22 protein-coding genes and 1 riboswitch are annotated in these 25,481 nt (G+C 69.9%); of the genes, 15 read left to right on the forward strand and 7 right to left on the reverse strand.

The window, feature by feature from the left end:
- The first annotated feature begins 27 nt into the window (after positions 1-27).
- From ACE3QP_RS06460 to mnmE, 4 genes are all read left to right on the forward strand, one after another.
- Positions 28-534, forward strand: a complete 507-nt coding sequence (locus tag ACE3QP_RS06460) for a ribonuclease P protein component (protein WP_374434555.1) — start codon at positions 28-30, stop codon at positions 532-534.
- A complete protein-coding gene (gene yidD / locus ACE3QP_RS06465; RefSeq protein WP_374434556.1) occupies positions 531-830 on the forward strand; it encodes a membrane protein insertion efficiency factor YidD in 300 nt (99 codons plus the stop codon). The genes ACE3QP_RS06460 and yidD overlap by 4 nt, the downstream gene beginning before the upstream one ends.
- Positions 827-2,497, forward strand: a complete 1,671-nt coding sequence (gene yidC / locus ACE3QP_RS06470; protein WP_374434558.1) for a membrane protein insertase YidC — start codon at positions 827-829, stop codon at positions 2,495-2,497. Before yidD ends, yidC begins: the two co-directional genes overlap by 4 nt.
- 235 nt (positions 2,498-2,732) lie before the next feature.
- Entirely contained in the window at positions 2,733-4,106 is a 1,374-nt protein-coding gene (gene mnmE / locus ACE3QP_RS06475; RefSeq protein WP_374434560.1) for a tRNA uridine-5-carboxymethylaminomethyl(34) synthesis GTPase MnmE, read from the forward strand.
- A 1-nt stretch (position 4,107) separates the two neighbouring features.
- Here mnmE and ACE3QP_RS06480 read toward each other — a convergent pair whose 3' ends face one another.
- From ACE3QP_RS06480 to ACE3QP_RS06490, 3 genes are all read right to left on the reverse strand, one after another.
- Positions 4,108-4,803 (reverse strand): histidine phosphatase family protein, encoded by a 696-nt coding sequence (locus ACE3QP_RS06480; RefSeq protein WP_374434562.1) that lies wholly within the window; start codon positions 4,801-4,803, stop codon positions 4,108-4,110.
- Positions 4,800-6,791 carry a cation:proton antiporter gene (locus ACE3QP_RS06485; RefSeq protein WP_374434564.1) on the reverse strand — a complete coding sequence of 664 codons (1,992 nt, stop codon included), beginning with the start codon at positions 6,789-6,791 and terminating at the stop codon, positions 4,800-4,802. The genes ACE3QP_RS06480 and ACE3QP_RS06485 overlap by 4 nt, the downstream gene beginning before the upstream one ends.
- Positions 6,792-6,899: 108 nt before the next feature.
- Positions 6,900-8,021, reverse strand: a complete 1,122-nt coding sequence (locus tag ACE3QP_RS06490) for a PilT/PilU family type 4a pilus ATPase (protein WP_374434566.1) — start codon at positions 8,019-8,021, stop codon at positions 6,900-6,902.
- A 193-nt stretch (positions 8,022-8,214) separates the two neighbouring features.
- On the opposite strand from ACE3QP_RS06490, the gene ACE3QP_RS06495 reads away from it, so the two are divergent.
- The 3 genes from ACE3QP_RS06495 to ACE3QP_RS06505 all read left to right on the forward strand — a co-directional run bounded on the left by ACE3QP_RS06495 (position 8,215) and on the right by ACE3QP_RS06505 (position 11,703).
- Positions 8,215-9,486: a Glu/Leu/Phe/Val dehydrogenase gene (locus ACE3QP_RS06495; protein ID WP_374434568.1), complete on the forward strand. Its 1,272-nt coding sequence runs from the start codon at positions 8,215-8,217 to the stop codon at positions 9,484-9,486.
- Positions 9,487-9,698: 212 nt separating this feature from the next.
- A complete protein-coding gene (locus tag ACE3QP_RS06500) occupies positions 9,699-10,796 on the forward strand; it encodes a caspase family protein (RefSeq protein ID WP_374434570.1) in 1,098 nt (365 codons plus the stop codon).
- Between the two features lie 109 nt (positions 10,797-10,905).
- Positions 10,906-11,703 carry a hypothetical protein gene (locus ACE3QP_RS06505; RefSeq protein ID WP_374434572.1) on the forward strand — a complete coding sequence of 266 codons (798 nt, stop codon included), beginning with the start codon at positions 10,906-10,908 and terminating at the stop codon, positions 11,701-11,703.
- On the opposite strand, the gene ACE3QP_RS06510 is transcribed toward ACE3QP_RS06505, so the two are convergent.
- Positions 11,704-13,617: a TonB-dependent receptor domain-containing protein gene (locus ACE3QP_RS06510; protein WP_374434574.1), complete on the reverse strand. Its 1,914-nt coding sequence runs from the start codon at positions 13,615-13,617 to the stop codon at positions 11,704-11,706. It abuts the gene before it with no gap.
- 240 nt (positions 13,618-13,857) lie between these two features.
- Positions 13,858-13,962, forward strand: a riboswitch (TPP riboswitch).
- 227 nt (positions 13,963-14,189) lie between these two features.
- Between ACE3QP_RS06510 and thiC the strand changes: the two genes are divergently transcribed.
- Genes thiC through thiD form a run of 5 tightly spaced genes read left to right on the forward strand, consistent with a single transcriptional unit; the run spans position 14,190 to position 19,728 of the window.
- The gene (gene thiC / locus ACE3QP_RS06515) at positions 14,190-16,115 is read left to right on the forward strand and encodes a phosphomethylpyrimidine synthase ThiC (RefSeq protein ID WP_374434575.1); all 1,926 of its coding nucleotides are present in this window, start codon (positions 14,190-14,192) and stop codon (positions 16,113-16,115) included.
- Entirely contained in the window at positions 16,112-17,170 is a 1,059-nt protein-coding gene (locus tag ACE3QP_RS06520) for an FAD-dependent oxidoreductase (RefSeq protein ID WP_374434576.1), read from the forward strand. Before thiC ends, ACE3QP_RS06520 begins: the two co-directional genes overlap by 4 nt.
- Positions 17,167-17,388: a MoaD/ThiS family protein gene (locus ACE3QP_RS06525; RefSeq protein WP_374434578.1), complete on the forward strand. Its 222-nt coding sequence runs from the start codon at positions 17,167-17,169 to the stop codon at positions 17,386-17,388. The genes ACE3QP_RS06520 and ACE3QP_RS06525 overlap by 4 nt, the downstream gene beginning before the upstream one ends.
- 4 nt (positions 17,389-17,392) lie before the next feature.
- Positions 17,393-18,175 carry a thiazole synthase gene (locus tag ACE3QP_RS06530; protein ID WP_374434581.1) on the forward strand — a complete coding sequence of 261 codons (783 nt, stop codon included), beginning with the start codon at positions 17,393-17,395 and terminating at the stop codon, positions 18,173-18,175.
- Positions 18,172-19,728: a bifunctional hydroxymethylpyrimidine kinase/phosphomethylpyrimidine kinase gene (thiD, locus tag ACE3QP_RS06535; RefSeq protein ID WP_374434582.1), complete on the forward strand. Its 1,557-nt coding sequence runs from the start codon at positions 18,172-18,174 to the stop codon at positions 19,726-19,728. Before ACE3QP_RS06530 ends, thiD begins: the two co-directional genes overlap by 4 nt.
- 22 nt (positions 19,729-19,750) lie before the next feature.
- Here thiD and ACE3QP_RS06540 read toward each other — a convergent pair whose 3' ends face one another.
- Both ACE3QP_RS06540 and ACE3QP_RS06545 read right to left on the reverse strand, forming a co-directional pair.
- Positions 19,751-20,476, reverse strand: a complete 726-nt coding sequence (locus tag ACE3QP_RS06540) for a substrate-binding periplasmic protein (RefSeq protein WP_374434583.1) — start codon at positions 20,474-20,476, stop codon at positions 19,751-19,753.
- Positions 20,477-20,759: 283 nt separating this feature from the next.
- Positions 20,760-21,647 carry a class I SAM-dependent methyltransferase gene (locus ACE3QP_RS06545; protein ID WP_374434585.1) on the reverse strand — a complete coding sequence of 296 codons (888 nt, stop codon included), beginning with the start codon at positions 21,645-21,647 and terminating at the stop codon, positions 20,760-20,762.
- Positions 21,648-21,848: 201 nt separating this feature from the next.
- Between ACE3QP_RS06545 and ACE3QP_RS06550 the strand changes: the two genes are divergently transcribed.
- Entirely contained in the window at positions 21,849-22,406 is a 558-nt protein-coding gene (locus tag ACE3QP_RS06550) for a GNAT family N-acetyltransferase (RefSeq protein ID WP_374434588.1), read from the forward strand.
- 3 nt (positions 22,407-22,409) lie between these two features.
- Here ACE3QP_RS06550 and ACE3QP_RS06555 read toward each other — a convergent pair whose 3' ends face one another.
- Entirely contained in the window at positions 22,410-23,234 is an 825-nt protein-coding gene (locus ACE3QP_RS06555; RefSeq protein ID WP_374434590.1) for a hypothetical protein, read from the reverse strand.
- A gap of 107 nt (positions 23,235-23,341) precedes the next feature.
- Here ACE3QP_RS06555 and ACE3QP_RS06560 point away from each other — a divergent pair, with 107 nt between their 5' ends.
- Both ACE3QP_RS06560 and ACE3QP_RS06565 read left to right on the forward strand, forming a co-directional pair.
- Complete coding sequence (locus ACE3QP_RS06560; protein ID WP_374434591.1) at positions 23,342-24,793, forward strand: YdiU family protein; 1,452 nt, start codon at positions 23,342-23,344, stop codon at positions 24,791-24,793.
- Between the two features lie 37 nt (positions 24,794-24,830).
- Positions 24,831-25,481, forward strand: a 651-nt coding sequence (locus tag ACE3QP_RS06565) for an alpha/beta fold hydrolase (RefSeq protein WP_374434594.1), incomplete at its 3' end; no start/stop codon positions are given.

A 25,481-nucleotide genomic window follows, 5' to 3' on the forward strand; every position in this document is an offset into this window, starting at 1 on the left:
GCTTTCAGCCGACGTTGCGGGGCGGCAATGGTCGCTCCCGATCCCAGGGCTGCCCAGCTGGGCCGCATCCTCCGGGCGACCGATTTCGAGCGCGTGCTGCAAGCAGGCAGCCGCGCTCGTTCGCATTGGTTCGCCCTGCATTTTCTGGCCGATGCGCCTTCTCAACCGGCTGCGCACAAGTTATCCACAGCCTGCCCACCGGATGGGCACAGGGTTGTGGATGGGCTCGGTGAAAACCCCAGCGGCCGCTGGCTCGGGCTGGTGGTGCCCAAGCGGCTGGCGCGGCGTGCGGTGACGCGCAACTTGGTCAAGCGCCTCGGGCGTGCCAGCCTCACCGAACAGCTGGGCAGCGCCCAGCCGCTGCCGGCGGGTTTGTGGGTGCTGCGCTTGCGCAGTCCGATCGACCGCAAGCAATTTCCCAGCGCCCGCTCCGAGCCGCTGCGCCTGGCGCTGCGCGAAGACCTGCAACTGCTGTGGCGGCGCGCGCTGAACCCCCGGCCGGCGGGTGGCAAGCCCAAGGTGGCTGCGCCATGAAAGCGCCCGCTTCGCTGCTGCAGCGGGGCCTGCGCGCGCTGGTGCGGGGCTACCAGCTCTTGTTCAGCCACTGGCTCAATGCCGGTTGCCGCTACAGCCCGAGCTGCTCAAACTACGCGTTGCAGGCGCTCGAAGCCCATGGCGGGCTGGCGGGCAGCTACCTGGCCACGCGCCGCATCCTGCGTTGCAACCCCTTCTGCCTGGGCGGGCATGACCCCGTCCCGGCGCAGCCCCCGCGCCTGTTCACCGGCCTGCGGGGGCGTCCCACTTTCTCTTCCCCAAGCCAAGACCCATGACCGACATCCGCCGCACCGTGCTTTGGGTGGTGTTCTCCATGTCCCTGCTGTTGCTGTGGGACGGCTGGCAACGCCACAACGGCCGCCCGTCGATGTTTGCCCCGACGCCGCCCACCGCCGCCACCCAGCCCGCCGCCGCACCGCCCGCTTCGGGCGTGCCGCAGGCCGCGGCCCAGCTGGGTAGCCCGGCCCAGCCCGCGCCGGCGCCCGGTGCCGCACCTGCTGCCGCGGTGCCCGCGCAGGGCGAGCTGGTGCAGATCGACACCGACCTCGTGAGCGCCAGCTTCGACACCCTGGGCGGCAGCCTGGTGGAGCTGAAGCTGCTCAAGCATGGCGACGACACGCCCGAGCGCTCGCCCATGAAGGTGCTGGAGCGCCAGCGCTTCTATGCCGCGCAATCCGGCCTGGTGGATGTGCCGGGGGCGCCAAACCACACCACGGTGATGCGTCTGGTCTCGGCCGAGCGCAAGCTGGCCGATGGCGCGCAGCAGCTGAATGTGCGCTTCGAGTCCCCCGAGCAGGCCGGCCTGAAGCTCATCAAGACCTACACCTTCGAACGCGGCAGCTACGCCATCAAGGTGCGTCACGAGGTGCAGAACGTCGGCGCGGCGCCGGTCAAGCCGCAGCTTTATCTGCAGCTGCAGCGCGACGGCAGCCAGCTGCAAGGCGGTGGCCCGGCCGCCTTCGGCACCGGCACCTTCACCGGCGGCGCGATCTATCACGACAAGATCAAGTACACCAAGGTCGCCTACACCGACCTGGACAAGAAGCCCTTCGAGGGCGAGCGCGTCGCCCAGGACGGCTGGGTGGCGATGGTGCAGCACTACTTCGCCAGCGCCTGGCTGCGCACGGCCGATGGCCCGCGCGAGTTCTATGCGCGCCGCATCGCGCCGCATCTGTACACCGTGGGCGTGGTGCATCCGCTCGCCCAGGTGGCGCCGGGTGCCAATGTGGTGGCCGATGACGTGCTGTTCGTCGGCCCGCAGGAAGAGAAGAACCTCGCCGCGCTGGCCAAGGGCCTGGACCTGCTGAAGGACTACGGCTGGTTCCACATCCTGGCCAAGCCGCTGTTCTGGCTGCTGGACCAGATCCACGCCCTGATCGGCAACTGGGGCTGGGCCATCGTCATCCTGGTGCTGCTGCTGAAGGTCGCCTTCTACAGCCTGAACGCGAGCGCCTACCGCTCGATGGCGAAGATGAAAAAGGTGAACCCGCGCATCATGGAAATGCGCGAGCGCCTGAAGGACAAGCCGCAGCAGATGCAGCAGGAAATGATGCGTCTGTACAAGGAAGAGAAGGTCAACCCGCTGGGTTCCTGCCTGCCCATCCTGCTGCAGATCCCCTTCTTCATTGCGCTGTACTGGGTGCTGCTGTCCACCGTCGAGATGCGCCATGCGCCCTGGATCGGCTGGATCACCGACCTGAGCGCCAAGGATCCCTGGTTCGTGCTGCCGGCGCTGATGACGCTCTCCAGCCTGCTGCAGGTCTGGCTGCAACCGGCCCCGCCGGACCCCATGCAGGCCAAGCTGATGTGGATCATGCCGCTGATGTTCAGCGTGATGTTCTTCTTCTTCCCCGCCGGCCTGGTGCTGTACTGGCTGGTGAACAACCTGCTGTCGATCGCCCAGCAATGGATGATCAACAAGCAGCTCGGGGTGCAGAACTAGTTCACGCATTCGCGGGGTGAACCCGCGCTCGGGGGGTAGAGGCGCGGGCCCGCTGCGCCTTTAATCCACCCCATGCGGGGCGTGCCACCGCAGGACGCCCGAAGAAAGGCGGTCCGCAGCGGTCGCCAGGTGCTTGCAGGGTTCCACGAGGAACGGCTGCGGACCTTCCCCCGCGCCAACACCCCAAACGCCGTGTCTCAACCGCACGGCGTTTTTCATTCCGGACAATCCAGAGATGCTCGCGCGCCACCAGGATCCCATCGTCGCCATCGCCACCGCGCCCGGGCGTGGGGCGGTGGGCATCGTGCGCGTCTCGGCGCGTGAGCCGCTGGATGCGCTGATCCAGGCGCTCTGCGGTCAGGCGCTCAAGCCGCGCCACGCCCACTACCTGCCGCTGCGCGCGGCCGATGGCACGGTGCTGGACCACGGCCTGGCCTTGCACTTCCCGGCCCCCCACAGCTACACCGGCGAGCAGGTGCTGGAGCTGCAGGCGCACGGCGGCCCGGTGCTGCTGCAGCTGCTGCTGGCGCGTTGCCTGGAAGCCTTGCCGGGCGCGCGCCTGGCCGAGCCGGGCGAGTTCACCCAGCGCGCCTTCCTCAACGGCAAGCTCGACCTGGCCCAGGCCGAGGCCGTGGCCGACCTGATCGACGCCAGCACCGAAACCGCCGCGCGCAGCGCCGCGCGTGCGCTGGATGGCGCGCTCTCCACCGAGGTCAATGCGCTGCGCGATGCGTTGATCCATCTGCGCATGTTTGTCGAGGCCACGCTGGACTTCCCCGAGGAAGAGGACGTCGAGTTCGTCGAGCAGGAGAACGTGCTCGGCCAGCTGGGCGGCTTGCAGCAGCGCCTGGCGCAGATCCTCGCGCGCACGCGCCAGGGCGCGCTGTTGCGCGACGGCCTGCAGGTGGTGCTGGCCGGCCAGCCCAATGTGGGCAAGAGCTCGTTGCTGAACGCGCTGGCAGGGGCCGAGCTGGCCATCGTCACGCCCATCCCCGGCACCACGCGCGACCGTGTCAGCGAGCAGATCCAGATCGAGGGCGTGCCCCTGCACATCGTCGATACCGCCGGCCTGCGCGAGGCCAGCGACGAGGTCGAGCGCATCGGCGTGGCGCGCAGCTGGGAGTCGATCGCCAAGGCCGATGTGGTGCTGTTCCTGCACGACCTGACGCGCCTGCACGAGCCCGACTACCAGCGCGAGGACGAACGCATCCGCGCCCAGCTGGCCGCGCATGACGATGCTGCGCACCTGGAGGCGCGGCTCCTGCACGTCTACAACAAGGCCGATGCCGCGGCCGCGCCGGACGGTGCCCTGAGCCTTTCGGCCAAGAGCGGCGCGGGGCTGGATGCGCTGCGCCGCGAGCTGCTGCAGCGCGCCGGCTGGCAATCGGTGCCGGAGGGCCTGTTCATCGCCCGCGAGCGCCATGTGCGCGCGCTGCGCGCCACGCTGGAGCATGTGCAGCAGGCTGAAGCGCAGGTGCGCTTGCCGGCGCTGGACCTGGTGGCGGAAGAACTGCGCCTGGCGCACGAGGCGCTGAGTGCCATCACCGGTCAGTTCACGGCCGATGACTTGCTCGGGGAAATCTTCGGGCGCTTTTGCATCGGCAAATAACTCAACCGCGCGCGCGCCGGAAGTCCGCCAGCAACTTCTCCATCGTGCTCAGGCGCTCCTGCGGGCGCAGCAGATCCTGCGCATTGAGGTTGACGGCACGCAGCAACGCGTCGCCCGGGCCGCCGAGGTCGACGATGTTGATGCAGGCCGGGTCCTGCTGCCAGCCGGGCAGCACGAGCCGCTGACCGCCGCTGACCCAGTGGCTGAGCAAGGCGGCGTTGACGACGCCGTGCAGCACCCACAGGGCGCAGTCCCAGGGTTCGGCCAGCAGGCTCTGCGCGGCGGGCAGGGCGCGCGCCCACAGCTCGCCCAGACTCTCGCCGCCCAGGAAGCGGGTGTCGTCCGTGAGCGGGCCGCGCTGCAGCGTGGTGAAGACGGCGTCGAGCTCTGCCGGCGCGATGTCGCGCAGGCGGCCGCCGTGGATCTCGCGCAGGGCGGGCACTTCCTCGATGGCCGGCTGCGGGCCGGGCAGTTCGCCGAGCACGGCGGCGGCCGTCTGGCGCGTGCGCGGCAGGCCGGAGCAAACGACGCGATCAAAGCGCACGTTCTGGGCCGCGAACAGCAGACCGGCCGCGCGCGCCTGATCCTGGCCGGCGGTCGTCAGCGGCACGGTCTCGGCCGCCAGCGGCGCGCCGCTCACGGGGTCGAAGTAGCTCACGGCGCCGTGGCGCATGAGGTAGAGGCGGCGGCGGGTCATTTCAGCAATCGTTCCTCGGCGCGGCCCAGGCTCTCAGGCGTGCCGCTCAGCACCAGGGTGTCACCCCCCTGCAGCAGGGTGGTTTCCTGGGCGGCGACCACCACGCCATCGGCGCGGCGCAGCGAAACCAGCGCCAGCCCTTGCGCCGGCAGCAGCAGGTCGGCCACGGTCTGGCCAGCCCACTCGCTGGCCACGGGCAGGGTGAAGGGGCGCAGGCGCACCTGCTCGCGGTCGTCGCTGAGGTCGTCGTCAGCGCCGTGGAAGTAGCCGCGCAGCAGGCTGTAGCGGGCGTCGCGCGCCTGCTGGGTGATGCGCAGCACGCGCCGCATCGGCACGCCCACCAGGGCCAGCGCGTGGTTGGCCAGCATCAGGCTGCCCTCGATGGCCTCGGGCACCACCTCGGTGGCGCCGGCGGCGCGCAGCTTGTCGAGGTCGGCGTCATCCACGGTGCGCACCACCACCGGGACCTTGGGCGCATGCGCACGGATCTGGCGCAGCACCTTCAGGGCCGAGGGGGTGTCGTGGTAGCTGATGACCACCGCGCTGGCGCGGTTCAGGCCGGCCGCCATCAGGGCCTGGGGACGGGCGGCGTCGCCGAACACCACCGACTGGCCCGCGGCGGCCGCCTGGCGCACGCGGTCGGGGTCCAGGTCCAGTGCCATATAGGGAATGCGCTCGGCCTCCAGCAGGCGCGCCAGATTCTGGCCGCTGCGCCCGAAGCCGCAGATGATGACGTGGGCGTCGCTCTTGAAGGCCTTCTTGGCGATGGTGGTGAGCTGCACCGATTGCAGCAGCCAGTCGCTGCTGGACAGCTTCATGACGATGCGGTTGCTGTACATCACGATCAGCGGCGTCACCAGCATCGAGAGCACCATCGCCGCCAGCACGGGCGACTCCCACTGCGGCGCCACCAGGCCCTTGGCGGCGCCCAGACCCAACAGCACGAAGCCGAACTCACCCGCCTGCGCCAGGTACAGACCCGTGCGCAGCGACACCCCCGAGGGCGCGCCCAGCAGCTTGGCCAGCGCCGCCACCAGCAGGAACTTGGCCAGCGTGGGGCCGAGCAGCAGCATCAGCACCAGGGGCCACTGCTGCACCACCGGCTGCCAATCGAGCTTCATGCCGATGGTGATGAAGAACAGGCCCAGCAGCACGTCGTGGAAGGGCCGGATGTCGGTTTCCACCTGGTGCTTGAACTCGGTCTCGGAGATCAGCATGCCGGCCACGAAGGCGCCCAGCGCCAGGCTGAGGCCGGCATGCTCGGTCAGCCAGGCCAAGCCCAGGGTGACGAGCAGCAGGTTGAGGATGAAGAGTTCGTCGCTCTTGCGTCGCGCCACCAGGGTCAGCCACCAGCGCATCCCCTTCTGGCCACCCCAGAGCAGCAGGCCCAGCACGACGATGGCCTTGAGCCCGGCCCAGCCGAGGTCCTGCGCCATGTCGCTGGCGCTCGCGCCCAGGGCGGGGATGAGCACCAGCAGCGGCACCACGGCCAGATCCTGGAACAGCAGCACGCCCATCACGCGCCGGCCATGCTCGCTCTCCAGTTCCAGGCGCTCGGCCATCAGCTTGACGAGGATGGCTGTGGAGCTCATGGCGATCGAGGCCCCCAACACCAGCGCGCCGGCCCAGCCCAGTTCCCACTTCACACCCATCCAGCCGAACACCAGGGCCAGCAGCTCGTTGCCCAGCACGGCGCCCAGCAGCGTCAGCAGCACCTGCAGCAGGCCCAGGCCGAACACCACGGCGCGCATGGCGCGCAGCTTGGGCAGGTTGAACTCCAGGCCGATGGCGAACATCAGGAAAACGACGCCGAACTCGGCCAGGTAGCGCAGACCGGCGGAATCCTTGGTCAGCGCCAGCGCGTTGGGCCCGATCAGCACGCCCACGGCCAGATAGCCCAGCATGGGCGGCAGCTTCAGGCTGCGGCAGGCCACCACGCCAAGCACGGCGGCCACGAGGTAGAGCAGGGCGAGGTCCAGGCTGGTCATGGGCCGGCCGATGGTAAGCGGCACCCGGGGCCGCTTACGGCAAGCTTGGCTTGATCCAGGGCAACGCTGCAAAACCCCTGTGGAGCGCGTTTGCAGCGTTGCCCTCGCTCAGCGAACCTCCAGCCCCGACGCGTCGGGCAAGGCGCCTGAGGTCAGGCGCACGCGCAGCGAGAGGTCGGTGCGCGAGTCGGCATTGTTCAGCGCCTCTTCCAGGCTGATCTTGCCGGCGCGGTAGAGCTGGTAGAGCGATTGGTCGAAGGTCTGCATGCCCAGCTCGTTGCTGTGCGCCATCGCGTCCTTCAGCGCGTCCACATTGCCCTTGAGGATCAGGTCGGAGACATGGGCCGACTGCAGCAACACCTCGACGGCGGGCACGCGCCCGCCCTGCAGGTCGGGCAGCAGGCGCTGGGCGATGACGCCCTTGAGGTTGAGCGAGAGATCGAGCAGTGCCTGATGGCGCGCGGCCTCGGGGAAGAAGTTCAGCACCCGGTCGATGGCCTGGTTGGCGTTGTTGGCGTGCAGGGTGGAGAGGCACAGATGCCCGGTCTCGGCATAGGCCAGCGCGTGGCGCATGGTTTGCTCGTCGCGGATCTCGCCGATCAGGATCACGTCGGGCGCCTCGCGCATGGCGTGGCGAAGGGCTTCTTCGAAGCTGTGCGTGTCCAGCCCGACTTCGCGCTGGTCCACCACCGAGAGCTTGTGGTTGTGCACGAACTCGATCGGGTCCTCCACGGTGAGGATGTGCCCCGGCGTGCTGCGATTGCGCCAGTCCACCAACGCGGCCAGCGTGGTGCTCTTGCCCGAACCGGCCGCACCCACGCACAGCACCAGGCCGCGCTTGATCAGGGCCAGCTCCTTCAGGTGCGTGGGCAGCTGCAGGTCTTCCAGCGAGGGGATCTGCGCGCTGATGTAGCGCGCCACCAGCGAGACCTCGCCGCGCTGCATGAAGACGTTGAAGCGAAAGCGCCCCAGGCCCTCGAAGTTGGTCGCCAGATCGCATTCCAGCGTGGATTCGAATTCACGGATCTGCGCCTCGCGCATCACCGAATAGGCCAGCGCCTTGGCCTGCATCGAGTTCAGCGGCGGCAGCTTGAGCGGCCGCACCACGCCCTGAATCTTGACCGCCGGCGGCGAGCCGACCGAGAGGAACAGGTCCGAGGCCTGGTTCAGCACCATGAAGCGCAGATAGGGGGCCAGATTGCGCGGATCGCCGAACTCGTGGGTGTCCATGGAGGGCTCGGAGCTGAGGGGATGGAGCCAGTCTACGGGGCGGCCAGCGGCTCCATCGGTTGACCTGGAACAAGTCCCGGGGCCCTCGATGCGCGGCCCGCATGAGGGGATGCCCAAGCGGCGTCGGTTCACTTGTCCATACAAGGTTTCTTCGAGTTACCGTGCGCCCCACTAAAAATTCTTCGGAGGCATCATGCCGAACCTGTCTTTTGTTTCGCCCACGCGCAACTCGCCCTGGGGCACTTATCTGAGCCAGATCGACGCGGTGGAGCCCTATCTGGGCAATCTGGCGCGCTGGGTCGAGACCCTGCGCCGCCCCAAGCGCGCGCTCATCGTGGACATCCCCATCGAGATGGACAACGGCAGCATCGGCCACTTCGAGGGCTACCGCGTGCAGCACAGCCTGACCCGCGGCCCCGGCAAGGGCGGCGTGCGCTACCACCCCGATGTCACGCTCGAAGAGGTGATGGCCCTGTCCGCCTGGATGACCATCAAGAACGCCGCGGTGAACCTGCCCTACGGCGGCGCCAAGGGCGGCATCCGCGTCGAGCCCAAGATGCTGAGCAACAAGGAGCTGGAAAAGCTGACGCGTCGCTACACCAGCGAGATCGGCATCATCATCGGCCCGCAGCAGGACATCCCCGCGCCCGACGTCAACACCAATGGCCAGATCATGGCCTGGATGATGGACACCTACTCGATGAACGTCGGCGCCACCGCCACCGGCGTCGTCACCGGCAAGCCGATCCCGCTGGGTGGCTCGCTGGGCCGCGTGGCCGCCACCGGCCGTGGCGTGTTCGTCGTCGGCCGTGAAGCCATGCGCCGTCTGAACATCAACATGGAAGGCGCGCGCGTGGCCGTGCAGGGCTTCGGCAATGTGGGCTCGATCGCCGCCAAGCTGTTCGCCGCCAACGGCGCCAAGATCGTCGCGGTGCAGGACCACACCGGCACCATCCAGAACGAGCACGGTGTCGACATGCAGGACCTGCTCGACCACGTGGCCAAGCGCGGCGGCGTGGAAGGCTTCAAGGGCGCCGACGCGATCGCCAACGAGAACTTCTGGGATGTGAAGACCGACGTGCTGATCCCGGCCGCACTGGAAGGCCAGGTCAACGAAGAACGCGCCAAGCGCATCCAAACCCGCCTGATCCTGGAAGGCGCGAACGGCCCGACCACGCCGGACGGCGAGGCCGTGCTGGCCGAGCGCGGCATCGTGGTGGTGCCCGATGTGATCGCCAACGCCGGCGGCGTGACGGTCTCCTACTTCGAATGGGTGCAGGACTTCAGCTCGTTCTTCTGGACCGAAGACGAAATCAATCTGCGCCTCGACAAGATCCTGATCGGCGCCTTCAAGGGCATCTGGGAAACCAGCGAACTGCACAAGATCCCGCTGCGCACGGCGGCCTTCACGGTGGCCTGCACGCGGGTGCTGCAGGCGCGTGAGGAGCGCGGTCTGTACCCCTGATTCCCGTTCGAGGGGAATCCAACAAGGGCAGCCAAGGGCTGCCCTTTCTCATGGCAAATCCGCCCCCAGAACCGGGGGCGTGGCGCGGTAACGCCTCGATACACTCCGCCGAGCCAAGCCACCGCAGGGAAGGGGCCAAGCCCATGGGGCCGTCGCGTTGGAGTTCGCGTTTGTTGTGCTGTGTCGCCTTGGCGGCAGGCCTGGGCGCCGGTATGGCCTGGGCACAGGAGACCCGCTCCGCCGCGCCCGCCGTGCCACCCGTACGCGACCTGAAGTGGACCAAGCCTTCGACCCTCGGAGGCAAGCGCGTGGCTCTGGTGATTGGCAATGCGACCTACAGCCAGCTGACGCCGCTGCGAAATGCCGGCAACGATGCCGAGGATCTCTGTGCGGCCGTGCGTGCGCTGGGTTTTGCCGCCACCTGCCAGACCAACGTGCCGGACCGTGCCGAGTTCCGCCGCCTGCTGCGCCAGTTCGCGGCCGAGCTGGGCCCGGGCACCACGGCCCTGTTCTATTACGCCGGCCATGCCATCCAGTCGCGCGGCGACAACTTCCTGCTGCCCGTGCAACTGGAGCCGGGCAGCCAGCTGGAGCTGGAAGACGATTCCCTCAGCCTCAGCCATGTGCTGCGCGTACTCGAAGACGCGCGCAGTGCGCCCAACATCATCATCCTGGACGCCTGCCGCAGCGACCCGCTGGCCGGCCAGGGGCGGCTGCAACTCAGCCGCGGCCTGGCGCGCGTGGACCCGCCGGTTGGCAGCCTGCTCGTCTACGCCACCGCCCCCGGCGCAGAGGCGCTGGATGGCCGCGGGCGCAATGGCCTGTTCACCAAGCACCTGCTGGCCCATCTGAAGCACCCGGGCGTACCTTTGAGCGAGCTGTTGCAACAGGTGGCCTCCGATGTCGAGGACGAGGCGCGGCAGCTATACGGGTTCAAGCAGGTGCCCTATCGCAGCTTCTCCTACTCGGGCACGCTGTGCCTGGCCGAATGCAATGACGCCAAGGCCTCGACCCAGCTCGCCGAGCTGAAACGCCGCAGCGAAGAGGCGATGGAGCGCATGCGCCAGCTCGAAAGCGAAAACGCGCGCCTGAGCGCGGGCACGGGCGAGCCGGCGCGTATCGAGCAGCTGCGCCGCGAGGCCAAGCTGCGTGACGGCGAGATGTCCGAACTGCGCCAGCTGCTGCAGGAGTACCGCCAGCGCATCACTGCGCTGGAAAAGGAAGGCAGCGAGCGCGCACAGCAGAAGACGGCCGAAAAGAACGGCACGGTGGACAAGGCGGCGCGCCCGGTGGTGGTGCCCGCGTTCTGATTCGTTGCCGGCGCGCTCCGCGCCGGTTTTTCAGGGTGGCAGTAGCGAAAGGGTGTTCATGCGAGTCGTGTTCGGCACGAAGTGGGCGAGGCTTTGCCTCGCGGGCTTGATGACGGCCGGTGCCTCGGCACAGGCTGAAGAGGCGCCGGCGCGCGACTGGCTGCTGTTCGGCAGCCAGCGCCTGTGGATGGCGGCGTTCGAAGCGAACGTGGTGGACGCAGCGGTCACGCTCCCGCCGGGTTCGTCCACGCCGGTGCTGCGCACCTCCGCCAAGAGCATCACGGCCTCGGACCTCGTGCCCATCACCACACTGGGTGTGCGTGTGGGCAGCTTCGGGGGCTTCGTGTCGGTGCTGCCGCAGGTGAATACCGCGGCGTCGGGGCAGGTGGCCGGCGGCTCCTTCCGCCGCAGCGAGCATGACATCGGCCTCAGCTACCAGCTGACCCCGAGCCTGGCGATGTCCCTGATCCGCAAGTGGGGCAAGTTCGCGCCTACCACTTCGCCCGAGGCCCAGGCGCTGCTGGGGGCCACCGGCAAGCAGGAGGGCGTGGGCACGCTGCTGGGGCTCAGCGCCAGTGCGCCCTTGGAGGAGCGACTCTCCCTGTTCGCCAATCTGGGCTATGGCCCGGGGCGCTTCAAGACCTCGCAGCTGTTTGGCCAGACCGTCAAGACGAAGGCGCAGTACACGCTGGCCGAGATGGGCCTGGCTTATCGCCTGCTCGGCCCGGGGGCCATCCGCGGCGTCAACAACGTGTCCGTCCAGCTGGGTTACCGCCTGCAGGTCGTCGATTTCCGCGACGCCCAACTGCCCACCCTGGCGCTCAACGGCACGCCGATCGCCACGGAGGTCGTGAAGCTGCGCGCCAGCACCCAGGGCCTGGCGCTGGGGCTCAGTGCCGTCTTCTGATCACCAGGCGCTGCTCAGGCTGACCGCCAGCAGTCGCCCCGGCCGTTCCGCATAACTGCCCGCCCCGCGCAGCTCGAAGCTGCGCTTGTTCGTGGCGTTGGTCAGCAGCGCGCGCAGCGTTATGGGGCGCGTGCCGATCTGCAGCGGCCAGCGCAGGCCAAGGTCCAGCTCGGTCAGGGCCGGCAATTCGACGGCGTTGTCACGCGTCGCGGCCATGGGGCCGGTGTGCGAAACGCCGGCATCGAAGCTCACACCACCCAGTACCTTGGGCGTCCAAACGGCGTTGAGCTTGAGCACGCGCTCGGCCTGGCCGACCGGGCGCGAACCCACGCGGCCCAGGCGTACGGCCTCGCCGCGCACCTCGGGCTGCATCAGCACCGCGCCGGCCACCACGCGCACCTCGGCCGAGGCCTGGCCGGCCAGCGAGAGTTCCAGCCCGCGGTGGCGCACATCGCCGAGCTGGGTGTAGAGCTGCGCGGCGTCCAGATTGAAGTAGGGCTTGCGCACATCGAACAGCCCGGCCACCAGGCGCAGGCGCGGCGCCAGCTGCCAGCGCAGGCCGGCGTCGAGCTGGCGCGTCAGGATGGCGGGCAGGGCCTGGTTGCGGTTGCTGGCGTTGCCGGGGGCGATGCCGCTCTCTTCCAGCCCGCGCGTGAAGCCGCCGTAGGCCACCAGGCTGGGCGCCAGATGCCAGGCGCCGCTGAGGTTGTAGAGCCAGGGTTGGGCGCGGTCTTCCACCTCGGCCTGGCCGGGGCGGGCGAAGCGCTTGCGGTAGCTGCTGCGCTGCAGGCCGGCATTGGCCTCGAACTGGCGGCCATGCCGCAGCTCGTAGGCCAGACCCAGCCAGTGCTGATCGACTTCATCGCGGGTGCGCGCGCCGAACTGGAAAGCGGGCTGCGGCAGTGTGACGGGCTCGCCCATGCGGCTGGGGCCCAGGTCCAGGGTCTGCGAACCGCCGTTGCGGCGCTCGCGTAGGCGGCCGGCGGCCTGGGCGTGCAGGCGCTGGCGCCAGTCGCCCGCGCCAAAGGTCCAGGAGAGGCGCAGCTCGCCGCTGTCGGCCGCCACGCGGCTGGGCGGGTCGACGATCAACAGGCGGCGGCCGCGGCCATCGGGCTGCACGTCCAGCAGCAAATGCGTGACCGACTGGCGGTCGTCGAACTCGGAATGGAACAGCCCGGCGCGCAGCTCCCAGCTCGGGCTGAAGCGGTGCCGCAGCAGCGCGCCACGGTTCAGGCCCACGCCCGAGTACGTGGCCCAGTCCGGCCCGTCGAAGCGGCGCGGCGTGCTCAAGGGCGGCAGGCCGGGCGTGGCAGTGGAAAGCTGCGGGCCGATCTGGTCGTGCGTGGTGTCGTGGCGCGAGAAGAAGGCCATGGCCTCGGTGTCGGCATCGGGCCGCCACCACAGCGCCATGCTGGCGTTCCAGGCATTGCTGTCGGTGCCGTTGCCGTACTCGGTGTGGATCAGCGAAGTGCCGCCGCTGAGCGCGAATTGACCGTTCAGCGGCTGCGTGAAATCCACGTCCAGCACGCGGCCACCCCAGTGGTCCACCGTGGCCATCACCAGGCCGTTGCCCACTTCGCCGGGCCGGCGCAGCTGGTGGTCCACGATGCCGGTGGGCGCCGGGAACACGAAACCCTGGGCGGTGAGCCCGACGCGCACCACACTGGCACTGCGCAGGCGCGCGCTCAGGCTCCAGACCTGATCGAAGTACAGGCCATCGATGCGCACATTGCCCGCCGCCGTGGGCGAGAAGCCGCGCACGCTGCTGCTGTTGTAAAGGCCGATGGTCTCGCGGCCCACGCTGGTGCCGAAGGCGTCTCCGGCGGCTTGCACCGCGCTGCCACTGCCGTTGGCGAGGGCGGCGCTGGCGCCGAACAGGGTGGCGCTACATGCCAGCAGACGCAGGGGGAACAAGGGGGGCTCCAGATGAGGGGCCGGCAGTGTAGGCAGCGCCCATCCTGCGCACGATCGTCATGGCGCTGTGACTACACTGCGCGTCCGCTCCGGGGTGCCCTGTTGGTGTCCCGGGTCGGAACTTCGCTGACGCAGCCAGCCGAGAAGCGACCTCCCGCGTCGTTTCGGTGCTCGCCGGGGCCCTGGCCCGGCTGCGCGCCGCGCCTAGCCGGAAGCCGCTTTCGACTGGCCGCTGATTTCAACGAAGCTCCGACCCGGAACACCGGGCTGAGATGACGGCTGCAACGTCAAACCCGAGAACTTGATCCGGTTCGTACCGGCGTAAGGAGAGTCCTAGAGAGCTTGTCCGCCCATCGGCGGGGTCGGCACGGCGGCCGCTTGGGGCGCTGGTCAGCGTTGCAAATCCTCGCAATGCCTCCGGGCATTGCTGCGGTATTGCGCCTTGCCCAGCATCCCCAACCGGCTCGCCAGCCTCAACCCGCCGATGAGCGTACAAGCTCTGATCCGCCCGCGTGCCCTAGTGCGCGCGGCGGGGCGCCTTCCGGAGCAACCACCGTTGAAGGACGCCCCAGATGAGCACCACGCCCCCGGATTTCGAAGCCCTGCTGGCCGCCACCTGCCAGCCCTTTCCCGCCTCCACCAAGACCTACCTCGAAGGCTCGCGGCCCGACTTGCGCGTGCCGCTGCGCGAGGTGCTGCTGACGAATGGCGAGCGGGTCTCGTTGTACGACTGCTCGGGCCCCTACACCGATCCGGCCGTGCGCATCGATCTGCAGCGCGGCCTGCCGGCCCTGCGCGGTTCCTGGATCGAGGAGCGGGGTGACACCGAGTCCTACACCGGCCGCATCGTGCAGGCGGCCGACGACGGCGCGCGCCGTGACGCGGGTCGGCTCGACCCGCTGCATGCCGCGGCACGTAAGTTGCAGCGCCAGCCGCGCCGCGCCAAGGCCGGCGGCAACGTCTCGCAGATGCATTACGCGCGCCGCGGCATCGTCACGCCCGAGATGGAATTCGTGGCCCTGCGCGAGCAGGGGCGGCGCGAGTGGATGGCGGCCTACCTGGGCGATGCCGAGCGCGAGGCGCGGCTGGCCGGCAAGCCGCTGGGCGCGCAGATCCCGCGCGAGATCACGCCCGAGTGGGTGCGTCAGGAAGTGGCGCGCGGCCGCGCGGTCATTCCGGCCAACATCAACCACCCCGAGCTGGAGCCGATGGCGATCGGCCGCAACTTCCTCGTCAAGGTCAATGCCAACATTGGCAACTCGGCCGTCAGCTCGGGCATTGCCGAAGAGGTGGAGAAGCTGGTGTGGGCCACGCGCTGGGGCGCCGACACGGTGATGGACCTGAGCACCGGCAAGCAGATCCACACCACACGCGACTGGATCCTGCGCAACTCGCCGGTGCCCATCGGCACCGTGCCGATCTACCAGGCGCTGGAGAAGGTGGGCGGCATCGCCGAGGAGCTGAACTGGGCGGTCTTTCGCGACACCCTGATCGAGCAGGCCGAGCAGGGGGTGGACTACTTCACCATCCATGCCGGCGTGCGCCTGCCCTTTGTGCCGATGACGGCGCGGCGGCGCACCGGCATCGTGTCGCGCGGCGGCTCCATCCTGGCCAAGTGGTGCATCGCCCACCACCGCGAGAACTTCCTCTACGAACACTTCGAAGAGATCTGCGAAATCATGAAGGCCTACGACGTGGCCTTCTCGCTCGGCGACGGCCTGCGCCCTGGCAGCCTGGCCGATGCGAATGACGAGGCTCAGTTCGCCGAACTGCGCACCTTGGGCGAGCTGACGCAGCTGGCCTGGCAGCACGACGTGCAGGTCATGATCGAAGGCCCCGGCCATGTGCCCATGCACCTGGTGCAGGCGAACATGGACGAGCAGCTGCGCCATTGCTATGAGGCGCCGTTCTACACGCTGGGCCCGCTGCTGATCGACTGCTCGCCCGGCTACGACCACATTGCCTCGGCCATCGGCGCGGCGCAGATCGCCTGGGGCGGCACGGCCATGCTCTGCTACGTCACGCCCAAGGAGCATCTGGGCCTGCCCAACCGCGAGGACGTCAAGCAGGGGCTGATCGCCTACAAGATTGCCGCCCACGCCGCCGATGTGGCCAAGGGCTTTCCGGGCGCGCGGGCGCGCGACGAAGCCATCAGCCAGGCGCGCTTCGAGTTCCGCTGGGAAGACCAGTTCAACCTGGCGCTGGACCCCGACACCGCCCGCGCCTTCCACGACGAGACCCTGCCCAAGGACAGCGCCAAGGTGGCGCATTTCTGCTCGATGTGCGGGCCCAAGTTCTGCTCGATGAAGATCAGCCAGGACGTGCGCGAGTACGAGGCGGCGCAGCGCGGCATGGCGGAGAAGAGCAGCGAGTTCCGCGCCCAGGGCAGCCAGGTCTACGTGCAGATTCAGGGCCCCCAGTCTTCGGCTTCGCCTGCGCCACCCCCCGAGGGGGCGCAAGCCGTCATGGGGCGGCCCGGCGCCGGCTTCCAGGCATGAAGATCGGAATCGCCGGTGCCGGCCTGCTGGGCCGGCTGGCCGCCTGGCGCCTGGCGCGCGCCGGGCATGAGGTCGAGGTCTTCGACGCCGCCGAAGGCCCCGAGCCGCGCTTCGATGGCCAGGGCCCGGCCGGCTTCACGGCCGCGGGCATGCTCAGCCCGCTGGCCGAGCTGGATGCCTGCGACGCCGACACCGCGCGGCTGGGCTGGCACTCCATTGAGGCTTGGTCGCAGATCGTGCGCCAACTTGGGCGCGGCCCGGGTAAGGCGCCGCACTTCGAGGCCGAGGGCAGCCTGTTGGTGGCCCTCGCGCAGGACCAGGGCGCGGCGCGCCGCGTGCTGGCGCGCATCACGGCCGGTGCTTGCGATTGGCCGCAGCAGCCGCAGGCGCTCGATGTCGCTCGCCTGCGCGAGCTGGAGCCGGCCCTGCAGGCCCCCGGCCTGCAAGCCTGGCTGCTGCCGGGCGAGGCGAGCATCTGCACCATCCGCACGCTCAGCGCACTGCGCGCGCAGGCGCCCGGCGTGTGCTGGCACTGGGGCGCGCCGGTGCTGGGCCTGAAGCCCGGACGGCTGCAGCTCCCAACCGGCTGGCGCAGCTTCGATTGGGTGCTGGATCTGCGCGGCCTGGGCGCGCGCCCCGAGCTGCCGCTGCGTGGCGTGCGCGGCGAAGTGATCTGGCTGCACGCGCCTGAGGTGGAGCTGCGCCGCCCGGTGCGCCTGCTGCACCCGCGCCACCGGCTCTATCTGGTGCCGCGCCCCCAGGGCCAGCTGCTGCTGGGCGCCAGCGAGATCGAGAGCGAGGACCGCTCGCCCGTCTCGCTGCGCAGCGCGCTGGAACTGCTGAGCGCAGCCCAGGGCCTGCTGCCCGCGCTGGGCGAGGCGCGCATCCTGCGCCTGGACCGCAATCTGCGCCCCGCGCTGCCCGACAACCGCCCGCGCATCGAGGCCGAGCCCGGCCTGCTGCGCATCAACGGCCTGTATCGCCATGGCTGGCTGCTGGCGCCCGCGCTGCTCGATCAGGCCCTGGCCAACACCGCCCTGGAGGCCGTCGCATGAGACCCACCCGGCTCACCGTACTGACCGATCAAGGCCCGCTGCAGCTGGAGGCCCCGGCCACCCTGCAGCAGGCCCTGCTGCTGCTTTTGAAGGACCGCGACCCCGACCAGGTGGCCAGCGCCGTCAACGGCCGCTTCGTGCCGCGCGGCCAGCGCGCCGCCTTCGCCTTGAGCGATGGCGATTGCATCCAAGTCTTCAGTCCCATCACCGGTGGATGAATCCATGCCCCTTCAGATCGGCACCACAACCCTTGCCAGCCGCTTCCTGCTCGGCACCGCCGGCTACCCCTCGCCCGAGACCCTGCGCCAGGCCATCGCCGCCAGCGGCGCCCAGGTGCTCACGCTGGGCCTGAAGCGCACGCTCGGCACCGGCAACCCGGACAACGGCTTCGTGCAGATCATCCGCCGCACGGCAGCCGAACAGGGCGCGCGTCTGCTGCCCAACACCGCCGGCTGCCGCACGGCGAATGAGGCCGTGCAACTGGCGCTGATGGCGCGCGAGCTCTTCGGCACCGACTGGATCAAGCTCGAAGTGGTGGGCGATGAGCAGTTGCTCGCGCCCGACCCCTTCGAGCTGCTGGCCGCCGCCCGCGAACTGTGCGCGCAGGGCTTCATCGTGCTGCCCTATTGCACCGACGACCTGGTGCTGGGCCAGCGCCTGCTGGATGCCGGCTGCGCCGCGCTGATGCCCTGGGGCGCCCCGATTGGCTCCGGCCAGGGCCTGCTCAACCCCTTTGCGCTGCGTGCGCTGCGGGCGCGTTTCCCGCGCGCCACCTTGATCGTCGACGCCGGCCTGGGCGCGCCCTCGCAGGCCGCGCAGGCCATGGAGCTGGGTTTCGACGGCGTGCTGCTCAACTCCGCCGTCGCGCAGGCCGCCGACCCGGTGCGCATGGCAGCCGCGTTTGCCGGTGCCATCGAAGCCGGCCGGCAGGGCTATGAGGCCGGCTTGATCGCCCCTCAAGACCTGGCCATCCCTTCCACCCCCGTCTGGGACCGCGCCGCATGAACGCCGCCCTCGAAACCCGCCCGATCGTCTGGAGCGTGGCCGGCAATGACAGCGGCGGCGGCGCCGGCATCGCCGCCGATCTGCGCGCCTTCGACGCCCTGCGCGTGCACGGCTGCACCGCGCTGGCGGCGCTCACCGCGCAGAACTCGGTGGCCGTGCAGCGCGTGCAAGCGGTGGACCCCGACCTGCTCGACGCCCAACTGGCCGCGCTGGCGGCCGATCTGCCGCCCGTCGTCATCAAGACCGGCATGCTGGGCAGCGCCGCAAACGTGCGCGTGCTGGCGCGCTGGGTGCGCCGCCTGCGCGAACAGGCGCCGGTGGCGCTGGTGATCGACCCGGTCTGGCGCGCTAGCAGCGATGGCGGCACCCTGGCCGACGCTGAACTGCGCCGCGCCCTGCGCAGCGAGCTGCTGCCGCTGGCCAGCCTGTGCACCCCCAACCGCCGTGAGGCCGCCTGGCTGCTGGACCTGCCGGTCTTTGCCAACGATGGCCATCTGCTGGCCGCCGTGCCGGCCCTGCAATCACTCAGCGGCTGCAGCTGGGTCGTCACCGGCGGCGATGAAGCCGGTGCCTGCGCCCGCGACTTGCTGCTGACGCCACAGTTCCAAGGCTGGCTCAGCAGCCCGCGCCTGCCCACGCCGCATCACCATGGCAGCGGCTGCACCTTTGCTTCGGCACTGGCCGGCGCGCTGGCGCAGGGCTTCTGCGCGGCCGATGCCGCCGTGCTGGCCAAGATGGCCACCCTGCATGCGCTGCGTGCCGGCGGGCCGGCCGGGCAGGGCGCCGGCCCGGTGCGTGCCGAGCCCGGCTTTGCGCGCCGGCTCGACAACCTGCCGGCTGCCGAGCCCCTGCAGGGCCTGCCCACGCTGCCCGCCTTCGCCCCCTGCGAGCTGCAGGGCCTGTACGCGGTGGTGGACAGCGCGGATTGGATCGAGCGCCTGCTCGCTGCCGGCGTGCGCACCCTGCAGCTGCGCATCAAGCGCGAGCCCGCTGTCGTGTCGGATGCGGCGCTGGAAGCCGAGCTGCAGCGCGCCGTGCAGGCCGCCCGCAAGGCCGGCGCCAGGCTCTACGTCAATGACCACTGGCAGCTGGCCCTGCGCCACGGCGCCTACGGCGTGCACCTGGGTCAGGAAGACCTGCAGGCGCCGGGCCTGGACTTGCCCGCCCTGCAGGCCGCCGGCCTGCGCCTGGGTCTTTCCAGCCATTCGCTTTGGGAGCTGGCGCGCGCGGCGGCGCTGCGCCCGAGCTATGTGGCCTGCGGCCCGGTCTACCCGACCACCACTAAGGCCATGCCCTGGCGGCCCCAGGGCGCACACAACCTGGCCTGGTGGTCCGGCCTGCTGACGCCCACGCCGGTGGTGGCGATTGGTGGGCTCACGCCCGAGCGCGCCGTCAACGCCGCGCGCGCGGGTGCAAGGGCCATCGCCATCGCCTCCGGGCTGACGGCGGCGGCCGATTCCGAGGGGGCGGTGGCCGCCTATCAGGTGGCGTGGCAGGCGGGGCGGGCGGTAGCGGGGTTGGCGATGCCGGAGTTGCCGCGGAGCAGCTTGTGAACAGGCCCGGCCGCCACGGACTTCACGGCATGCGTGCGAGCCCCGTTCCCCCGGGAAGGTAGCGCTCGTAGATGTGATCGGCGGACCCGTTGCGATGCAGCAGCATCAGACTGCGGTCAATGCGAGCCTTGAGGTCCAAGCTCTCGGGCCTGTTCCGAGGCAGCAGCAAATGCTGGGGCAACGGCGGCCGCCCCGGGTACGCCGCGAAGATCAGGTCCGGCCCAATCTCCAACTGCTGCATCCGCTCGGCCCCTTCGACATGTTCCTTGGAGGACAGCAGCAGGTCGCAGCGGCCCAGCTTCAGCTTCTGCAATGCCGCGCTGAGTGTGAAGGCGCCAGCGTCGACCTTTGCAGAAGTGAACTCCTGCAGCCAGCTGTAGTTGTGACCGTGCACCCCGCACAGCCGGTAATTCACCAGATCCGTCATTTGCTCCAGCGGGGCGGCTGCAAACTTCCGACGTGAGTACCAGACACCACCCTGCACCAGGTGGAGCGGCAAGCTGGCCAGGAACACCTTGCTGCGCTCGAGACTCAGACTGCCGTACAAGGCCAACCGAATGCCTTGCCCAGGTTCGGGGTCGCTCACCTCTTGCAGGCAGCGGAGCCAGGGCCGTGGCAACCACTCAACCCGAAGCCCCGCCTGCTCCATGGCGGCGCGCGCAAGGTCCAGCGCTGCGCCGCGCCAGACACCCTGCTCGTCCACATAGAGGTAGGGACTCTGATCCGCCTTGTCGAAGCAGACCGTCAAATCAGCCGGGCTGGCCGCGCTGGCCGTCCACCCGCAAACCGCCAGCAGAGCCGCCGCCCCAGCGCCGAGCCGTCCACGCCTCGGGATGAACCCGCGCGGCCCGGTGCGGTGGTGGTTGAAAGACCCTTGCAAGCGCGGCTCCCATGTAAACCGCAGCCCGATGGACGGCAGCAGGGCGCGTAGTGTCCCTGTGCCGCGTCTGCGCGTCGCGAGGAGTGCTGGCGCGGAAGCAGGGGCGGTCAGGGGCCTGGTCGGCGGAGACGGAACGCCGCGGCGCGCACGCTCAGCCATTCAATCGCAGCATCACCTGCTCAGCCTCGTTGGGAATCTCGTTCAGGTGCCGGCCCAGCTCGCCCTGGAAGTCCTCAAAGCGCCAGTGCATGGCCTCTTCGCACAGGGCGTCGAAGCGCTCGCCCAGCAGCTTGGAGTGCGGGTCCAGGCGGGTGACGACGGTCAGGCCGCTGGGGTAGGTGGGCAGGGTGAAGACCTGCAGATCGGGCCGGTGCCGCTGCAACAGCACGATGGCCTTCCAGGTGTCACCGCACCAGAAGATCGATTCGCGCTGCCGGCTTGCCGTCAGCGGGTCAATCGGAACGGTGTCATGGAACAGCACGATGGTGTGGCGCTGGGCGTGCTGCTCGATGTGGCGGAAATCGGTCAGCGCCTGGTCGAAGGTGTGCAGGCCGTCGATGAAGGCCAGTTCGATGCCCCGCCCTTCGAACACGGCGTCCAGGTCCGGCTGCGCAAAGAAGGCATCGCTGGTGAGTTGGAACAGCTTGCTGCGGGCCCGCAAGGCGTACTGGATGTCCAACTGCGGGTCCACGCCCACCGCCAGCGTGGGCGCTTGGGCGAAGGCGAACGAAGCGCCGGATTCGACGCCGATCTCAAGGTAAGTCGCGGGCGCGAGGAATTGCTGGAAGAACTGCAGCCACTCCAGATAGCCAGGCCCCGGAAACCGGGCCCGGGCCTGCGCGAAGTGCTGGCGCAGCTGCGCTTGCTCCGGGCCATCGGCCTCGAGCCTGCTGTCGCAGGCCGGTGATCTGAAGATCCTGCGGCTCTGCAGGGGTGCGCTGGCCAGCGGCTGCGGGCCTCGCAGCCAGGTCCAGGGCAGCGCGGGCGGCGGGGTGTCCGAATCGGGTGGCCGGCGAAGGAGGAAGCGTGTCAGCGGCATCGCGAGGGGCCGGCCTGCAGCCGGGCGCGCGCAGTCTATGGGCCTTCGGGTGCCTCACGGCTTCGCCGCGTGGGCCGGAGCCGCAGTGGGTTGCCGCTGCTGCCGCCGGCCTGGGCCGACGACCACGGGCAGGGTGGCCAAGGGCGCGACCAGGGCGCGACCAGGGCGGTCCCGGGTGGCTTGGACGCTGAGAATCCGGCCATGAACGAGCTCGCCTCTGCACGCCTGCGCCTGCTGCCGCCCGATGGAGTGAACCCGGCCGCCGTAGCGAACTTTCTCTCCCGCAACACCGCCCACTTCGCTCCCTGGGACCCACCCCGGCCGGCGGGTCTGGCCACGGTGGAGTACCAGCGCGAAGCCCTGCCGCTGCAGGCCGAGGCCTTTGCGCAGGGCTCCTGCTACCGCTGGTACGTCGAACAGCTGGACGCGCCCGGCGTGGTGATGGCCAAGCTGGAGGTGAGCGGCGTCTCGCGCGGCCCGCACCAGAGCGCCTTCTTCGGCTTTTCCATCGACCACGCGCACGAAGGCCAGGGCCTGATGCGCGAGGCCGCCGAGGCCGTCATCGCCGCCGCCTTTGGTCCCGCCATCCAGTTGCACCGCCTGCAGGCCGCGCACCAGCCGCAGAACCGGCGCAGCGCCGGCCTGCTGCAGCGCCTGGGCTTCACGCCCATCGGGCTGGCGCGGGGCTATCTGTTCATCCACGGCGAGTGGCGGGACCACCAGTTGGTGGAGCTGCTGAATCCCAAGTTCAGCTGGTAGCTCTCAATCCTGGGGTGCGACTGGCCGCCAGCGCCGGCGCAGCAGGGCCCAAAACTGCGGCGCCAGCGCGGCGGCCATACCGATTAGCAGCAGGGTTAGCAGGCCCTGCACCGGGCCGGGTGGCGCCAAGTACTGGCTCAATAAGACCAAGCCCGCTGCAGCGGCCTGCACCAGCAGGGCGCGGCCGATGTCGGGTTCCGCGCAATGCAGCCGGCGAAAAAAGCTCTCGGCGCCATGCACCCAGAGCAGCAGCGCCATCAGCGCACCAGCTCCGCTCAGGCCGTCTTCCAGCCAGGCGGCCCGACGCGCGGCTCGGGCCCGGTCTTCGAATTCGCTGCGCAGGGCCGCGAGGCCTTGCTTTGTGGGTTCCTGGCCCAGACGGTGTAGCCGGGGTGCGCTGCCGCGCAGCACGGGTTCCCAGTCCAAGCCGTTCTTGCGCTCCAGCCTGGCCAGCAAATCTTCCGGGGTGACAGCGGACGACTGCAGCTCTAGCGTGAACCGCAACAGCTCCATGAAGGCCTGGGTCGTCGGAGCCATCGGCTGCCAGTAGTCGTGCGGGACGCTCAGCAGATACAGGCCGGGTTCGGCTGGCAGCCCAGCCAGCGCCGCAAATCGCACCATGAACTCTGCGTGCGCGGGCTCGACCGGGTGAAGGCTGAGCGCCCCTCGGCAGCCCCGATCCCGCTGATCCAGCACCAGGAACTCCGCGCTGCAAGCCGCGTGCTGGCCTGCGCAGCGCAGCACGGTGCGGTGCTGCAGGGCCGTGCAGGACAGTGCCTGAGCCGCGGCGCTGCCGACCAGCAGCAGCACGGTCAGCAAGATTCGCAACGGGTGGGCCAACTGGGAAGCTGTGACGCGGTGCATGGCGCCCATGGTGCCCGAACTAAAGGCCCTGGCTTTTCCGCCGCCGGCCCGACCCTGGCAAGCTGCGCTCCATGACCCTCTCCCTCCCCTTCGACAACAGCTACGCCCGCGAACTCCCCGGTCTGTACGTGGACTGGCCGCCGGCCGCCGCGCCAGCGCCGCGCCTGCTGTTCTGGAACCCGGCCCTGGCCGTCGAGCTGGGCTTGCCCGCGCTGGAGGCCGAAGCGGCCGCAGCGCTGTTCGCCGGCAATGCCTTGCCCAAGGGCGCCCAGCCCATCGCCCAGGCTTACGCCGGCCACCAGTTCGGCGGCTTCTCGCCCAGCCTGGGCGATGGCCGCGCGCTCTTGATTGGCGAGCTGATCGACGCGGACGGCCAGCGCCGCGACCTCGCCTTCAAGGGCTCGGGGCGCACGCCGTTTTCGCGCGGCGGCGACGGCAAGGCCGCGGTGGGCCCGATGTTGCGCGAGGTGCTGATCGGCGAGGCCATGCACGCCTTGGGCGTGCCGACCACGCGTGCGCTGGCCGTGGTGGCCACGGGCGAATCGGTCTACCGCGAAGAGGCCCTGCCCGGCGCGGTGCTGACCCGCGTGGCCGCCAGCCACCTGCGCGTGGGCACCTTCCAGTACTTTGCTGCGCGCGGTGAGCTGGACAAGCTGGCGCGCCTGGCTGATTACGCGATCACCCGACACGACGCCGCGCTGCGCGACGCGCCGGATCGCCTGCTCGCCTTCCTGAGCGCCGTGACCGAACGGCAGGCGCGTTTGATCGCGCAGTGGATGAACCTCGGCTTCATCCATGGCGTGATGAACACCGACAACATGACGATCTCGGGCGAGACCATCGACTACGGCCCCTGCGCCTTCATGGAGGCCTACGACCCCGCCACCAAGTTCAGTTCGATCGACCAGCGCGGCCGCTACGCCTACGGCAACCAGCCGCCCATCGCGCAATGGAATCTGGCCCGTCTGGCCGAGGCGCTGCTGCCGCTGCTGGCCGACCCCGATGGCCCCGAGAGCGCGATGGACGCCGCGGTGGCCCAGGTCACCGCGGTGCTGGACGGCTTCCCGGCGCTGTACGAGGCCGCGCTGCGCGCCGGTCAGGCGCGCAAGCTGGGGAGCGCAGACGCCGCCCTGGCCGATGACTGGCTGGCCCTGCTGCAGCAGGGCAAGGCCGACTTCACCGCCAGCCACCGCGCGCTGGCCGCCGCGCTGGAGGGCGATGAAACCCCGCTGCGCCGCCGCTTCGAAAGCACCGAGGGCCTGGACGCCTGGCTGGCACGCTGGCGCCCCGCCTGCACGGCCACGCCGGCCGCACTGCGGGCCGCCAACCCGACGGTGATTCCGCGCAACCACCGCGTCGAAGAGGCGCTGGCCGCTGCGTCCGAAGCAGACGATCTCGCCCCCTTCGAGGCCCTGCTGGCGGCGCTGCGCCGGCCCTTCGACGACGACCCGGGGTTGAGTCGTTTCACCGAACCGGCCCCACCCGCACAGACGGCCTGCTACCGCACTTTCTGCGGAACCTGAGGCCTATGCTGGGCCCGCCATTCAAGGAGGCGGGCCGATGCTGAAGTGGACGCTGCTGCTCATCGCCACGGCCCTGCTGCTGCCGGCCGCCTGGGTGGCGCAGCGCTTTCGCGCCGACATGGCCGCGGCCTATGCGCGCATCGAAGGCCGCGCGCAGCTGCTGCAGACGCCCCAGGGCGCCATCGAGTACCTGGATGCCGGCCAGGGCCCGGCCGTGCTGGTGGTGCATGGCAGCGGCGGCGGCTTCGATCAGGGCGAGTTGCTGGCCGAGGCCACGCTGGCGCCGGGCGGGCGGCGCATCATTCCCTCGCGCTTTGGTTATCTGGGCTCCAGCCTGCCGGCTGGCGCCAGCTTCGAGGCGCAGGCCCATGCCTACGCCCGTTTGCTCGACCATCTGGGCATACCGCGGGTCGCGGTGCTGGCCTTCTCGCAGGGCGGCCCCTCGGCGCTGTGGTTCGCCCGCCTGTACCCGCAGCGCGTGTCGGCCCTGGTGCTGCTGTCGGCCGGCGTGGCGCGCTCGGCCGAGGCTGCGCAGCAGCAGGCCGATGGCAAGGGCAGGGCGCTGATGCAGCTTTTCCAGCACGACTTCAGCTACTGGGCGTTGACCCGCTTCTGGCCGGATCGTTTCCTGGATCTGATGGGCGTGGATGCCAATGTGCGCGCCGGCCTGCAGCCGGCGCAGCGCCAC

Source organism: Inhella sp. (assembly GCF_041912635.1).
Classification (GTDB): Bacteria; Pseudomonadota; Gammaproteobacteria; order Burkholderiales; family Burkholderiaceae_C; genus Inhella.

Coding starts and splice junctions, on each gene's coding strand:
- ACE3QP_RS06525 (WP_374434578.1), top strand. CDS start 17,167: ATGAGACCCACCCGGCTCACCGTACTGACCGATCAAGGCCCGCTGCAG.
- ACE3QP_RS06480 (WP_374434562.1), bottom strand. CDS start 4,803: ATGACCCGCCGCCGCCTCTACCTCATGCGCCACGGCGCCGTGAGCTAC.
- ACE3QP_RS06505 (WP_374434572.1), top strand. CDS start 10,906: ATGACGGCCGGTGCCTCGGCACAGGCTGAAGAGGCGCCGGCGCGCGAC.
- ACE3QP_RS06545 (WP_374434585.1), bottom strand. CDS start 21,647: ATGCCGCTGACACGCTTCCTCCTTCGCCGGCCACCCGATTCGGACACC.
- ACE3QP_RS06530 (WP_374434581.1), top strand. CDS start 17,393: ATGCCCCTTCAGATCGGCACCACAACCCTTGCCAGCCGCTTCCTGCTC.
- ACE3QP_RS06520 (WP_374434576.1), top strand. CDS start 16,112: ATGAAGATCGGAATCGCCGGTGCCGGCCTGCTGGGCCGGCTGGCCGCC.
- ACE3QP_RS06500 (WP_374434570.1), top strand. CDS start 9,699: ATGGCCTGGGCACAGGAGACCCGCTCCGCCGCGCCCGCCGTGCCACCC.
- thiC (WP_374434575.1), top strand. CDS start 14,190: ATGAGCACCACGCCCCCGGATTTCGAAGCCCTGCTGGCCGCCACCTGC.
- ACE3QP_RS06550 (WP_374434588.1), top strand. CDS start 21,849: ATGAACGAGCTCGCCTCTGCACGCCTGCGCCTGCTGCCGCCCGATGGA.
- ACE3QP_RS06490 (WP_374434566.1), bottom strand. CDS start 8,021: ATGGACACCCACGAGTTCGGCGATCCGCGCAATCTGGCCCCCTATCTG.
- yidC (WP_374434558.1), top strand. CDS start 827: ATGACCGACATCCGCCGCACCGTGCTTTGGGTGGTGTTCTCCATGTCC.
- ACE3QP_RS06560 (WP_374434591.1), top strand. CDS start 23,342: ATGACCCTCTCCCTCCCCTTCGACAACAGCTACGCCCGCGAACTCCCC.
- mnmE (WP_374434560.1), top strand. CDS start 2,733: ATGCTCGCGCGCCACCAGGATCCCATCGTCGCCATCGCCACCGCGCCC.
- ACE3QP_RS06495 (WP_374434568.1), top strand. CDS start 8,215: ATGCCGAACCTGTCTTTTGTTTCGCCCACGCGCAACTCGCCCTGGGGC.
- ACE3QP_RS06485 (WP_374434564.1), bottom strand. CDS start 6,791: ATGACCAGCCTGGACCTCGCCCTGCTCTACCTCGTGGCCGCCGTGCTT.
- thiD (WP_374434582.1), top strand. CDS start 18,172: ATGAACGCCGCCCTCGAAACCCGCCCGATCGTCTGGAGCGTGGCCGGC.
- yidD (WP_374434556.1), top strand. CDS start 531: ATGAAAGCGCCCGCTTCGCTGCTGCAGCGGGGCCTGCGCGCGCTGGTG.
- ACE3QP_RS06460 (WP_374434555.1), top strand. CDS start 28: ATGGTCGCTCCCGATCCCAGGGCTGCCCAGCTGGGCCGCATCCTCCGG.